This is a genomic window from Rhizobium sp. L1K21 (assembly GCF_024055895.1).
Taxonomy (GTDB): domain Bacteria; phylum Pseudomonadota; class Alphaproteobacteria; order Rhizobiales; family Rhizobiaceae; genus Ensifer_A.
The window spans coordinates 212253-224553 of sequence record NZ_JAMXLE010000003.1 but is presented as its reverse complement, the minus strand read 5'-3'; the positions used below and the strand labels follow the sequence as shown (position 1 = coordinate 224553).

General features: G+C 55.8%; 11 protein-coding genes. 4 read left to right on the top strand and 7 right to left on the bottom strand.

The window, feature by feature from the left end; translation table 11 throughout:
• Positions 1-3: 3 nt before the first annotated feature.
• From NHF56_RS16025 to NHF56_RS15995, 7 genes are all read right to left on the bottom strand, one after another.
• Entirely contained in the window at positions 4-144 is a 141-nt protein-coding gene (locus NHF56_RS16025) for a hypothetical protein (RefSeq protein WP_252806361.1), read from the bottom strand.
• A 100-nt stretch (positions 145-244) separates the two neighbouring features.
• Positions 245-910, bottom strand: coding sequence for a TetR/AcrR family transcriptional regulator (locus NHF56_RS16020; protein WP_252806360.1), 666 nt, complete (start codon positions 908-910; stop codon positions 245-247).
• Positions 907-2577, bottom strand: a complete 1671-nt coding sequence (locus tag NHF56_RS16015) for an amidohydrolase (RefSeq protein WP_252806358.1) — start codon at positions 2575-2577, stop codon at positions 907-909. Before NHF56_RS16015 ends, NHF56_RS16020 begins: the two co-directional genes overlap by 4 nt.
• Before the next feature lie 147 nt (positions 2578-2724).
• A complete protein-coding gene (locus NHF56_RS16010; RefSeq protein ID WP_252806356.1) occupies positions 2725-3759 on the bottom strand; it encodes an extracellular solute-binding protein in 1035 nt (344 codons plus the stop codon).
• A 39-nt stretch (positions 3760-3798) separates the two neighbouring features.
• On the bottom strand, positions 3799-4602 hold the full coding sequence (locus tag NHF56_RS16005; RefSeq protein WP_252806355.1) for an ABC transporter permease: 804 nt from the start codon (positions 4600-4602) through the stop codon (positions 3799-3801).
• Positions 4595-5518 (bottom strand): ABC transporter permease, encoded by a 924-nt coding sequence (locus NHF56_RS16000; RefSeq protein ID WP_252806352.1) that lies wholly within the window; start codon positions 5516-5518, stop codon positions 4595-4597. The genes NHF56_RS16005 and NHF56_RS16000 overlap by 8 nt, the downstream gene beginning before the upstream one ends.
• Positions 5515-6618 carry an ABC transporter ATP-binding protein gene (locus tag NHF56_RS15995; protein ID WP_252806350.1) on the bottom strand — a complete coding sequence of 368 codons (1104 nt, stop codon included), beginning with the start codon at positions 6616-6618 and terminating at the stop codon, positions 5515-5517. The genes NHF56_RS16000 and NHF56_RS15995 overlap by 4 nt, the downstream gene beginning before the upstream one ends.
• A 421-nt stretch (positions 6619-7039) precedes the next feature.
• Between NHF56_RS15995 and NHF56_RS15990 the strand changes: the two genes are divergently transcribed.
• The 4 genes from NHF56_RS15990 to NHF56_RS15975 all read left to right on the top strand — a co-directional run bounded on the left by NHF56_RS15990 (position 7040) and on the right by NHF56_RS15975 (position 12230).
• Positions 7040-7753 carry a gluconate 2-dehydrogenase subunit 3 family protein gene (locus NHF56_RS15990; RefSeq protein WP_252806348.1) on the top strand — a complete coding sequence of 238 codons (714 nt, stop codon included), beginning with the start codon at positions 7040-7042 and terminating at the stop codon, positions 7751-7753.
• Positions 7750-9513: a GMC family oxidoreductase gene (locus tag NHF56_RS15985; protein ID WP_252806346.1), complete on the top strand. Its 1764-nt coding sequence runs from the start codon at positions 7750-7752 to the stop codon at positions 9511-9513. The genes NHF56_RS15990 and NHF56_RS15985 overlap by 4 nt, the downstream gene beginning before the upstream one ends.
• An 11-nt stretch (positions 9514-9524) precedes the next feature.
• The gene (locus NHF56_RS15980; RefSeq protein ID WP_252806344.1) at positions 9525-10778 is read left to right on the top strand and encodes a cytochrome c; all 1254 of its coding nucleotides are present in this window, start codon (positions 9525-9527) and stop codon (positions 10776-10778) included.
• Between the two features lie 459 nt (positions 10779-11237).
• Positions 11238-12230 (top strand): ABC transporter substrate-binding protein, encoded by a 993-nt coding sequence (locus NHF56_RS15975; RefSeq protein ID WP_252806342.1) that lies wholly within the window; start codon positions 11238-11240, stop codon positions 12228-12230.
• Positions 12231-12301: the final 71 nt, after the last annotated feature.

Sequence of the window (12301 nt, the reverse complement as noted above, 5' to 3'; positions counted from 1 at the left end):
AGCTCAATTGTTCTTCTTACTGGAGTCGTTGGTCGCGTCTTTTTCCTGACCAAAATGCGATCCGCCGACCTGTCCGCCAGCGCTTGAATTTTTCGCAACGCTTTTGATGTTTTCAGCGATTTCTTCAGCATTTGTCTTTGACATGACAATCTCCCTTCGTTGTCCTTACGTTTCCAACGTCTGCTCTGGGCGAATGTTCCAGCTTTCCTTGGCGCAGAATGGCTTAATATTGTCGCCCGATGCACTAGCCGACCTGTGCGCCTTTCAGCCTTTTCAGATAGGCCTGTGTTGCCATGATCAGGGCTTCGACGCTCTCTTCGGCGATTTCGTCGTCATTGAGGGAAAAGGTTTGCAGGATCAGTCCGTCGATCCCGATGAGGATGAAGCGGGCGAGCGCAGTTGTTATTCGCGTTCTTTCCGGCTCGCTCAAGCCTGGGTCGTCGATGACGAACTGACTGTAGAAACTGATATATTCGCCATACTGGCGTTCTGCGAGCCATTCCGAACCACGGGTTCTGAGCGCATAGAGTGTCAGCTCAAACTGGGCAATCTGCCGATTGCGGGTCTTGCCGATATAGTGCCAGATAAGTTGGAAAAGCTCGGCAATGCGTTCATCCGGGTCGGATGCCAATGGGGCGTTTTCATAACTGATCGCCATGTCGGCGATCATATCCTCCAGCACGGCTAGGAGAATGGCTTCCTTGCTGTCGAAATAATAGTGAAGTGTGGCCAGCCGCACATTGGCGCTGGCGGCGATCTTGCGCGTTGTCAGCGCCTCAATGCCCTCGTTTTCGAGAGCCTCTCGTGCGCCGCGGATCACGCGCGCGCGTGTTTCGAGCCCCTTTTTCGTATTGCCGACGGCAGGCGTTGTCTCGCGCGCCGCCGGTAAATGTTCACCTGCAGGTTTCATGCCGCTTCATAGGTTACGCGCCCGTCGCATATCGTCATGACAGGCTTTAGCGACGCAACCTTGTTGGGTGCTGCTTCTTCAATATCCCCGGAAAGAACGACGAGGTCGGCCAGATACCCCTCTTTTACCAGCCCTTTGCGGTCTTCCATGAACTCCACCCACGCGCCTTCCGCCGTATAGGCGTAAATGGCTTCGTGAAGCGTCATACGTTCGTCGGGAAGGCCTTCCCTCCAGGGTTTGCGCGTGAGCGCGTCCTGCATGCACTCAAAGGGGTTGATGGGCGAGACCGGCCAATCGGACGCAAACACCATCCGGGCACCAGCATCCTTCAACGTGCGCCAGGCATAGGCATAAGGCCAGCGATCCTCCCCAATTCGGGACGTCGTCTCTCCGATCGGAAAGCATGAGCCGCCGGGGTAGTGCACCGGCTGCATGGAGGCAACCACGCCCAGCGTTTTGAAACGCGGAATATCGGCGGGGTCGATTACTTCGATATGTTCGACCCGGTGGCGGCTGTCACGTTGGCCATTGGCCTTTATCGCGGCCTCGTATCCGTCCAGCGTCTGGCGCACCGCCGCATCGCCGATCGCATGAACGGCAATTTGCAGACCGAGCGCATCGGCCTTCGTTGCGATGGCATCAAAGGCTTCGGCGGTGAAAAGCGGCTCGCAGGTATAGCCGGGCTGGTCGCCGTAGCCGCCGAGCATGAACGCCGTCCCGCTGTCGAGTACACCATCCATGAAAACCTTCACGAAGTCGCCACGCACCATGTCACTGGCATAGGTCTTCTTCCACGCTGCGGCGGTCTCGAGCTCATCGAGTTCCATGAAATTCTTCATGTGGAAGGGGATGCGGATGCGCACCGGCAATTCACCGGCCTGTTCCAGATCATGCATGATCTTCAACTGGTAATGATTGCCATCGAAATTCTGGATCGAGGTGATGCCCTCAGTGGCACAATATTCGAGGCCGCGTTTCAGGATTGCGCGGTCGAGGGCATATTGCTCCTGGGTGACGTTTTCAGGATCGCGCCCCGTCAGCATGCCGAGCTCCTCGCGGCCACCCGTCGAGGCGAGCCTGGCGACCGGGCCAAAGGCGTTTCCTTCGCGCAATTCGCCATTGGCAAAACCATCGTCCCCCATGACGATTTCGTTGCCGACACCCACATCGCGGCCTTCGAAAATGCCGGCTGCCTTGAGGGCCGCCGTATTGGCCCATGCCGTATGATGGTCGGGGGCAAACATCATGAATGGACGATCGGGCAGAATAGCGTCGAGGTGATGGCGGGTGACATTTTCACCGCCGCCCAGGATCGTATAACCGGCAGAAAAGCCCATCAGCAGAGGCTCATCGGGGTTGGCCGCCGCATAATCGAGAATCGCAGTCTTGAGGTTTTCGAGGCCGTGGACGTGGTGCAGGTTCAATTGCGTCAGCGACACGGATCCGGGAAAGATGTGCATATGGGCTTCGTTGATGCCGGGAAGCACGGTTGCGCCACCTGCATCGACAATGCGGGTTTTCGCACCTGCCAGCTTCCTGATCTCATCATCTGTACCTACGGCTGCGATCATATTTGCGCGAAGGGCGACCGCTTCGGCTCTCGGATTCGCCGCGTCCATGGTCAGAACCTTGCCATTGACGATGATGATATCTGCTTGCTGTTCCATATGCCTGTTCCTGTCGGCGCTCATTACTCTGGCCGCCGACGTGCCGCTTTCAGCGGGCAGGGTCGGACAACCGTTTTGAAATAGTGTTCAAAAGGATGCGCGGGATGGCCCTGGAGCCATCCCGCTTTGCGATCATTCTGGTTGAACTTATTTCTGCAGTTCAGTCCAGATCTTGGTGTAAAGCTGCTGCACGTCCGGCTCGCAGGTTTCGAGGAAGGCGCCGGCATCCTGGAATTCCGCCGGGATCACCAGCTCGGGTGCCGTCTTCATATCTTCCGGCATGAACGCTTCGGAACCTTTGATACCGTTGGCATATTTCGCGTAAGCGGAGATCATGGCGGCGTTTTCAGGCTCCATGATGAAATTCATGAACAGCTTGGCGTTTTCAACGTTCTTGGCGTCCTTCACGATTGCAACGCTATCCATGAACATTGGAAAGCCTTCTTTCGGATAGCCAAACTTGACGTCCGCGTTTTTCAGGCGCGAGCGCATGATGGCCCCGTTCCAATAGTACACAGCGTCGTATTCGCCAGTCGGCAGCTTTTCGGTCACGCTATAGTCCATGGCAAGCCACTTGGTCTTGGCTTCCACCAGCTTGTCGCGCACCTGACGAAGCACCTCCTTGTCGGTCGTGCACCAGTCGCCACCGAAATACTTGATGGTCGCGAAGAGCACGTCGTTCATTTCCGGCTCCACGTTGATCTTGCCAACGAGTTCTTCCGGCGGATCGAGGAAGATTGCAGACGTGTTGATGTCGCCCTTGTAAACGGCGGTATTGACACCGATGCCGCTGACACCCCACTGCCACGGCACGGTGTAATGACGACCCGGATCCCAGGGAACGTCAACCCAACGTTCGTCAACATTCTTGAAGTTCTCCATCTGGTCAGGACGGGCTTCCAAAAGCAGACCCTGTTTGACCCAGATAGGTACATAGTTGGCGGACGGCACCACGATGTCAAAGCCATGGCCACCAGCGCGGATCTTTGCAAGTGCGGTATCGTTGGAATCGTAGTCCGTCACCGTCACCTTGACGTCGAATTCCTTCTCGAACTTGGCGATCAGTTGAGGGCTGGTGTAATCACCCCAGTTGTAGATATTGAGTTCGCCGGCCGCCGATGCGTTGCCTGCGAGCGCGAGTGTCGCAATTGCCGCCGAGGCGGTGGTTGTCATCCATTTCATTTTCATTCTCCGTTCCTCTCTGTTTTGGGTTGGCTGTCGTTATTCTCGCTTTCGATTGATGAAGAAGAATATCATCACCAAGACGACCGAAAGCGCCAGAAAGACGGTTGCGATCGCATTGATTTCGGGCGTGGTTTCACGCCGAAGCTGCCCGAGCATATAGGTGGGCAGCGTATCCTGACCGCCCGATTTGACGAACTCGGTAATCACCACGTCGTCGAGCGAGATCACAAAGGACAGCATGAAGCCCGCGATGATGCCCGGCCGCAGAAGCGGCAGCGTCACGCGGCGAAATGTCTGCCAGGGCGTGGCGTAAAGATCGGCTGCGGCGCGCTCCAAGGTCAGGTCCATGCCCTCCAGACGCGCCCGGATCGGCAGATAGGCAAAGGGTATGCAGAAAGCCGTGTGGGCAAGCACGAGGTAGCCGAGACCGGAATAGCCGGTCCACACCTTGATGCGCGAGAAAACGATCAGAAGTGCCACGGCCGTGACGATTTCCGGCACCATAAGGGGCTGGTTGATGAGCGCATATTTGAAGGTCAGACCGCGATAGGGTCTGGTGCGCGTGGTGGCAAGCGCTGCCATCGTTGCCGTCAGTGTCGCCAGAGTGGATGCCCAAAGGGCGATGACGATTGACCGGATGGACGCATCCTGAACCGCGTCATTGTTCCAGGCAGAAACAAACCAGCGTGTGGAAAAACCACCCCAGACGGACAAAGATTCAGAGGCGTTGAAGGCGTAGACCACAAGGGCCGCGATGGGCAGATAAAGCGCAAAGAAGGTAAAAAGCGTGATGAGGCCGAAGCCGGGTTGTGCACGTAGGTCAAAATGATTTTTACGCATGGCCTGCTCCCGAGCGTGCGGCGTTGCGCACATAAATGAGCAAGGCGATCATGACGAGTGCCATCAAGGTGATCGAGATAGCGGCCCCAAGCGGCCAATTGCGACCCGCACCGAATTGCAATTCGATCAGGTTTCCAAGCATCATGTTCTTGCCGCCGCCAAGGACGCGGGGAATAACATAGGCACCGAGTGAGGGAATGAAGACAAGGATCGAACCTGCGACGATCCCAGGGCTCACCAGGGGCAGCACGATGCGCCGCAATACCTGAAGGCGATTTGCATAGAGGTCGTAGCCGGCCTCGACCAGACGAAAGTCCAGTTTTTCGATCGACGCATAAAGCGGCAGAACCATCAGCGGCAGGTAAACATAGGTCATGCCCAACAGGTTTGCCGTATCGGTGTACATGATCTGCAACGGGCTATCGATGATCCCTAGCCAGACCAAAGCGTTGTTCAGCAGACCTTCATTGCGGATCACCTGCTGCATGGCGAAGGTGCGGATCAGAAGGTTCGTCCAGAAAGGGATCGTAACCAGGAATACCCAGATCTCGCGGGTCTTGGCCGGGCGGGTGGCAATGAAATAGGCTGTGGGAAAGCCCAGAATGGCGGTAAACAGGGTGGTTAGAAAAGACAGCTTGATCGAGCGCCAAATGATTGCCAGATGCGCATCTGCAAGGCCGAGCGTGTCATCGAATATGTCGCGCTGAAACAGGACAGAGCTCCAGCCATCAAGCGAGAATTGCCCAAATTTCACATCGCCATAATCACCCTTCACCATGAAGGAGTAGAGCAGCATGACGAAAAGGGGGCCCACCGCTGCCACAATGACAATCAGAAGGGCAGGGGCGCTGAGAAGCCAGCGGTTGCGAATATCTCTGCTTTCTGCCGCTCTGGCGGCTTTCTGGGCACCGCTCATGACCGATCCTTCAGAATTTGCGCCGCAGACGGTCCGAGATGGGCAGCGATGCGTTCGCCCTTGCGATGTTGATCGCGGACCGAGCGCACATTCTGCTCCCGCACCGTAAACAGGTCGCCGCTGTCGAGACGGATATGGAAATGTGTATCAGTGCCGAAATAGGCGGCCTCTTCCAATGTGCCGTTGAGATGATCCGGCCCCGGCTCACCGACGCTCGCATGCTCGGGGCGTATAACGACGGTCACCTTGCCGCTGGGCGTTTTGCCCGCCGGCAGGCTGGCGTCGATTTCCACGCCGGAACTCAGTTTAACACGGGCGCTTGTCTCCGAGACTGTGGTCACTTCGCCTTCGAGGAAGTTGGATTCACCGATAAAGTCGGCCACAAAGCGGTCGGAGGGCTGATCATAGATTTCGCGCGCGGTGCCCACTTGGCGAACCTCACCGTTGGACATGACCGCAATGCGATCCGACATGGTGAGCGCTTCTTCCTGGTCGTGCGTCACGAAGATGAATGTGATGCCGGTCTCCGCCTGGACGCGCTTCAGCTCGACCTGCATTTCCTTGCGCAGTTTGTAATCGAGCGCTGAAAGCGGTTCGTCAAGCAGCAGCACCTGCGGTTTGGGCGCAAGGGCGCGAGCAAGCGCCACGCGCTGCTGCTGACCGCCCGAGATCTGGTTCACCTGACGGTTGCGCATGGCGGTCATGTGCACCAGTTCCAGCATCTCATCGAGGCGGGTCTTGATCTCATCTTTCGGGCGGCCGAGCATCTGCAGCCCGAAGGAAATGTTCTCGGCAACGGTCATATGCGGGAAAAGCGCGTAGGATTGGAAAACCGTGTTGACGTGCCGTTTGAAAGGGGGCAGAGGCGCAATGTCCTCGCCGTGCAGAAGGATTTCGCCGTCAGTGGGAAAATCAAAGCCGGCAATCAGTCTCAAAAGCGTGGTTTTTCCGCATCCGGATGGGCCGAGAAGTGTGAAAAACTCGTTTTCTGCGATTGCCAGATTCACCCCGCTGAGTGCGGTTACCCTATGTTCACCTTCGCCATAAATACGGCTGACGCCACGGATTTCGATTGCGCGTTGTCGCTGCTCTGCACTCAAGATTGTTCCCCGGTCGTTGTTTGTTATTGGCCGTTTTTCTTGATGAAAGAATGATATTCTATGCGTTCTCTTTCTCTTGGTTCAATTAAAAAGCAATAAGCGTGCCAGCTGTCTGGGACTTCTTTTCTCTGTCACCCTGCGCGGCTGAAAGCTCTTCAATACCAATAGTTTGAACTTTTTTACGGTGTGTTCTTCCCCGTCGTCGGATTGATAACTGCAAACATGTTGCCTCAAAATTAGTCGTTTGACCATTTTTTATTTGCACTGGTGCCGAATTCGCTTTGGACGCTGTCGTTCTTGCTTGCAGCATACGCTTTCGGCTCAAAAAAGCCGGCCTTTAGAAAATTCTTAAAAATTCGGAACATTGCGGAAGGTTCTCGGTTGAACATGAAGAATGCAAATTTCTTGGAGGGGTTTTGCTATGCATTTGACACGCCGTGCCTTGCTCACCGGGGCATCTCTCATCGCGCTTTCATCAACTGCTTTGGCCCGAACCTATATCGGTGGCGTCCCATGGGAGCCCGAAGCTGCTAATCCACCACAGGTCTTTGATCCATCCGCCCGCTTCTTCACATCTGGCGAGCGAGATTTCGTGACCGCAGCCGTAGACCGTCTCATCCCGGAAGATGAGTTTGCCTCTGCATCACAGGCCGGCGTCGTGACCTTTCTCGAAAATCAGCTATCCGGGGCCTATGGGCGCGGCGACATCTACTACATGCACGCGCCGTTTTCGCGCGGTGAGCCATCGCAAGGCTATCAGGAGCGGGCACCGGCGATACTGTACCGGCAGGCGATTGCTGATATCGCCGCCAGGCTGCAGGCCGACAAAAACAAGACTTTCCAAGAGCTTTCCGAAGAGGAGCAGGATCAGTTTCTCCTCGATCTCTCCAACGGCGATGTGGAGCTGGAGCATGTCGACGCGAAGACGTTTTTCGACACGTTCTGGCAGGACACGCAGCTGGGCTTCTTCGGTGACCCGGTGCATGGCGGCAATCGCGATATGGTGAGTTGGCGCATGGTTGGGTTCCCGGGCGCCAGATACGACTACCGGCCCTACATTGATCACAATGGAAGAGAGCTGAATTTCGAACCCATCTCCGTTGCGGGTGCAATTTCACAAGGGGGCAAATCATGAGCAAGAAACTTCCACGCCGCGATGTGGTGATCGTCGGATTTGGCTGGACCGGTGCCATTATGGCCGAACAGCTGACCGCAGAAGGGCTCGATGTCGTTGCGCTTGAGCGTGGCGTTTGGCGCGATACCTCCACCGACTATGCCGTAACCAACGCGCAGGACGAGGTTCGCTATCGCTACCGTGACGAGCTTTTTGAAGTGCTTTCGCGAGAAAGCCTGACCTTCAGGAACAACACTTCGCAGGACGCGCTTCCCATGCGCATGCTGGGTTCGTTTCTGCCGGGAACGAATGTTGGCGGTTCCGGGGTGCACTGGAACGGTCAGACCTGGCGCTTCTTGCCATCGGATTTTCAGGCCCGCACGCATAATGAAGAGCGTTATGGCCCGCTGCCCGAGGATATGACGGTGCAGGACTGGGGCATCACCTATGATGAGCTGGAGCCCTACTATACCCAATTTGAAGACATTTGCGGCATCGCCGGCAAAGCTGGAAACCTGAACGGCGAGATTCAGGAAGGCGGCAATCCATTCGAGGGCCGGCGTTCGAGCGAATATCCCAATCCGCCGATGGAAATGGTCTTGGCACCCAAGCTTTTTGCAAAGGCGGCGAGCGAGCTTGGCCACAACCCCTTTCCCGGGCCGTCAGCCAACATGAGCCAACCCTATACCAACCCCTTGGGTGTCCAGCTCGGTCCGTGTACCTATTGCGGCTTTTGCGAAAAATATGCCTGTGGCAACTATTCCAAGGCAACGGCGGCCACCACGATCCTGCCGGTGCTCATGCGCCGCGACAATTTCGAGCTTCGCACGCAGGCCATGGTGTTGCGGGTTTTAAAGACAGGTGATGGGCGCATGGCCGACGGGGTGGAATATATCACGCCGGAGGGTGAGGTCTATCACCAGCCTGCCGATATCGTTATCCTCGCAGCCTATATCACACACAATGTGCATCTGATGCTCGTGTCCGATATTGGTGAGCCCTACGACCCAAGATCGGGCGAGGGCGTTGTCGGCAAGAACTACGCCTATCAGGTCACATCCGGCGTCAGCGTTTTCTTCGACAAGGATGTTCATATCAACCCTTACGTGGGTGCGGGCGCGCTCGGCATGGTGATCGACGAATTCAACGGCGATAATTTCGACCACACCGGTCTCGGCTTTATTGGCGGCGGCTATATCGCGACATGGCAGACCAATGGCCGGCCCATGGAAACGCACCGCGTTCCTGAAGGCACGCCGAAATTTGGCGCTGGATGGAAGCAGGCGGTGCGCGACAACTACAATCATTCGCTCGGCATCGGCACGCATGGCGCAGTGATGAGTTATCGCGGCAATTATCTCGACCTCGATCCGACGTACAAGGATGCGTATGGCAGGCCGCTCATGCGTATGACGTTTGATTTCGGCGACAACGAAATGAAGATGAGCAATTTTCTGACGGATCGTGCCGTTGAAATCGCCCGTGCCATGAATGGCCGCGAAATCCGGGTCGCACGACGAACACGGCCCTATTCCATCGTCCCTTACCAGTCCACCCATAACACGGGAGGCACCATCATGGGTGACAATCCACGTGACAGTGTCATCAACAAATATCAGCAAAGCTGGGATTTGCCGAACCTGTTCCTCACTGGCGCCGGAGCCTTCCCGCAAAATGCGGGCTATAACCCGACAGGCACGGTTGGTGCGCTTGCCTATCACACGGCAAACGCCATTCGCACGCAGTATCTGCGGTCGCCCGGTCCGCTGGTTCAGGCGTGAGGGAGGGCGTCATGAAAAGCAACCTTCAAAGCAACATCACGGCCGCTCTGGCATTTTCCGTCGCAATTGTCCTTCCGCTCTGTCCCGCCGTCGCGCAGGACAAGAACACGTGGTCGACCATCCAGAGAGGCTATTATCTTACCAGAATGGGAGATTGCGGCGCCTGTCACACCAATGACGAGGCCAAGCCCATGGCGGGGGATTATCCTCTGCCCACGCCCTTTGGAACGATCTATAGCGCCAATCTCACACCGGATGATCAAACCGGCATCGGGTCTTGGACGGATGATGATTTCTATCGGGCGATGGATGAAGGCAAGCGCCCGGACGGCACGCGCCTTTACCCAGCCTTTCCCTATACGCATTTCACGATCGTGACGCGGGAGGATTCCGACGCAATCTTTGCCTATCTGAAGACGCTCGAACCGGTGCATCAGGAGGTCGATCCACCTGATTTCCCGTTCCCGCTCAATATCCGTCTGGCGATGATGGGATGGAACATGATCAATTTTGAAGATCGCGAATTCGTTCCGAACGCAGACAAAAGCGCTGAATGGAACCGCGGACGCTACATCGCAGAGGGTCTCGGTCATTGTGCGATGTGCCATAGTCCCAAAAACCTGATCGGTGCGGAAAAAACGGGATCTGAAGCCTATACGGGTGGCATGGCGGAAGGCTGGTTCGCCCCGGCGCTGCGCAAGGACTTGAATGCGGGCCTCGACGACTGGTCGAAAGAAGAGCTGGTGGAATTCCTGAAATACGGTCGCAATGGTCACACGGCGGCATTCGGGCCAATGTCTGAAGTGATCAGCAAATCGACACAGCACCTGACCGATGACGACGTGGCTGCGTTGTCGACGTATATTCTGGACCTTCCGCAAGATGAGGATGAGGATCATTCGTCTAAAGACGAGCAACGGCAGCCCCTTTCCTCGGACGACGAGCGTATGCGTGTGGGCAAGGTGATCTACGAAGCTCAATGCAGCGCCTGCCATGCGCCGGACGGGGATGGTATTTCAGGCATGTTCGGCGATCTCACAAGATCGGGCATCGTCAAGAGTGAAAATGACACGAGCCTCTTGCGGCTGATCATGGACGGTGCAAGAGCCGTCCCGACAGACAAGTATCCGACGCCCCAGGCAATGCCTGCATTCGCCTGGAAGCTGAATGATGAGCAGGTTGCTGCTGTCGCGACCTATGTGCGCAATTCATTCGGAAATGCTGCTCCGGCCGTCTCATCAGATGCCGTCAGCCCTTTGCGATGAAGGTTCGCCTTTTGCGTGTGCCGCTGTGCAAGTTGAAGCCATACGCAGCGGCACATGCGCGCCCAGAGGGCTGTTCCTGCGCTCAAACTCCACGTGTGGGTGTCCGGTATGGCCTCCTTCGACCACCGTATAAGAACATATATGGTTGAAAAATTTTGTTACATAAATAGAATTTTTATATATTAAATAGAAATCAGAACTAAGCTTTTTCAATATACATGATGTTACACGGAAATATATAATTCAATTTGTATTTAGACTAATCATTCATGAAATTCATAGATTTGCATAATTTTGCCGCATATGTTAACCGATCCACGCATGCCTGAAACATATACTAAAAATTCGGACACACATACGTGGACCGTGCGCTTGCGGCGTCGTGATATTTTTGACGCTAAACGCATCCGCTCGGGCAAGCTGAACCTTACAAATAAAACCTGAAAAAGGAGAACACCCATGCGCAAGTTATGCCTCGCATCGACCGCGCTGGCGGCTCTATTCCTCGCGCCGCTCACAGCAAATGCAGCCGAAACAGAAGGCGGAGAATGCGGCGATGTTTCGATTGCACAGATGAATTGGGCGGCCGCTGAGGTCACCACCAATATTGCCAAGTTCCTGCTGGAACAGGGTTATGGCTGCAATGTCAGCCTGGTAAAGTCCGATACTGTTCCGGCCATCACCTCCGTCGCCGAAAACGGCGAACCGGATGTTGTGACCAATCTCTGGCTCAATTCCGCCGGTGATGCTTACAAGAAGCTCGAAAAGGGCGGCACGATGGTTCGTCTGGCCAATGTGCTTGATCCCGGTGGCGTCGAAGGCTGGTGGATTCCGACCTATCTGGCCGAAGAGCACCCGGAACTGACCACCATCGAAGGCGTGATGGAGCACCCGGAATGGGTTGGCAACCAGTTCAACAATTGCCCTGATGGTTGGGGTTGCCGCGTCGTTTCAGACAACCTCGTGCGCGCGCTCGATCTGGAATCCTCCGGCATCAAGGTCTTCAACCATGGTTCCGGCGAAACGCTCGCCTCGTCCATGGGCTCTGCCGTGACCGACGAAAAGCCGTGGTTCGGCTACTATTGGGGTCCGACCGTGCCGATGGGCAAATACGACATGACCCGCGTGAAGCTCGGCGACTACAATGAAGAAGCCTTTGCCGAACTGCAGAACAAAGACACGCCTGACCCGAAGGTTTCCGATTTTCCGGCGGCACCGATCCTGACGTCGGCGACCAAGGAATTCACCGAGTCGCATCCGGAAGTCACCGACTTCTTCAAGAAGATGACGTTCAAGACATCTACCATGAGTTCGCTGCTGGCATGGCAGGATGAGAACAACGCCTCGGCAGAAGAAGTTGCCGTGCACTTCCTGACTGAAAATCCGGACGTCTGGACGGGTTGGATCAACGATGAGGCCAAGGAAAAGCTGAGCAACCTGACCAGCCAGTAAGGCCTGCGGTTGCGCTTTTCGGCGCTTTATGGACGGGGCCCAGATTGGCCCCGTCCTTTCTTTGGTTACAA

Bases quoted from the DNA above. Each gene is read 5' to 3' on its own strand.
- NHF56_RS15985 (WP_252806346.1), top strand. From the start codon at position 7,750: ATGAGCAAGAAACTTCCACGCCGCGATGTGGTGATCGTCGGATTTGGC.
- NHF56_RS16020 (WP_252806360.1), bottom strand. From the start codon at position 910: ATGAAACCTGCAGGTGAACATTTACCGGCGGCGCGCGAGACAACGCCT.
- NHF56_RS16000 (WP_252806352.1), bottom strand. From the start codon at position 5,518: ATGAGCGGTGCCCAGAAAGCCGCCAGAGCGGCAGAAAGCAGAGATATT.
- NHF56_RS16010 (WP_252806356.1), bottom strand. From the start codon at position 3,759: ATGAAATGGATGACAACCACCGCCTCGGCGGCAATTGCGACACTCGCG.
- NHF56_RS16005 (WP_252806355.1), bottom strand. From the start codon at position 4,602: ATGCGTAAAAATCATTTTGACCTACGTGCACAACCCGGCTTCGGCCTC.
- NHF56_RS16015 (WP_252806358.1), bottom strand. From the start codon at position 2,577: ATGGAACAGCAAGCAGATATCATCATCGTCAATGGCAAGGTTCTGACC.
- NHF56_RS16025 (WP_252806361.1), bottom strand. From the start codon at position 144: ATGTCAAAGACAAATGCTGAAGAAATCGCTGAAAACATCAAAAGCGTT.
- NHF56_RS15990 (WP_252806348.1), top strand. From the start codon at position 7,040: ATGCATTTGACACGCCGTGCCTTGCTCACCGGGGCATCTCTCATCGCG.
- NHF56_RS15975 (WP_252806342.1), top strand. From the start codon at position 11,238: ATGCGCAAGTTATGCCTCGCATCGACCGCGCTGGCGGCTCTATTCCTC.
- NHF56_RS15980 (WP_252806344.1), top strand. From the start codon at position 9,525: ATGAAAAGCAACCTTCAAAGCAACATCACGGCCGCTCTGGCATTTTCC.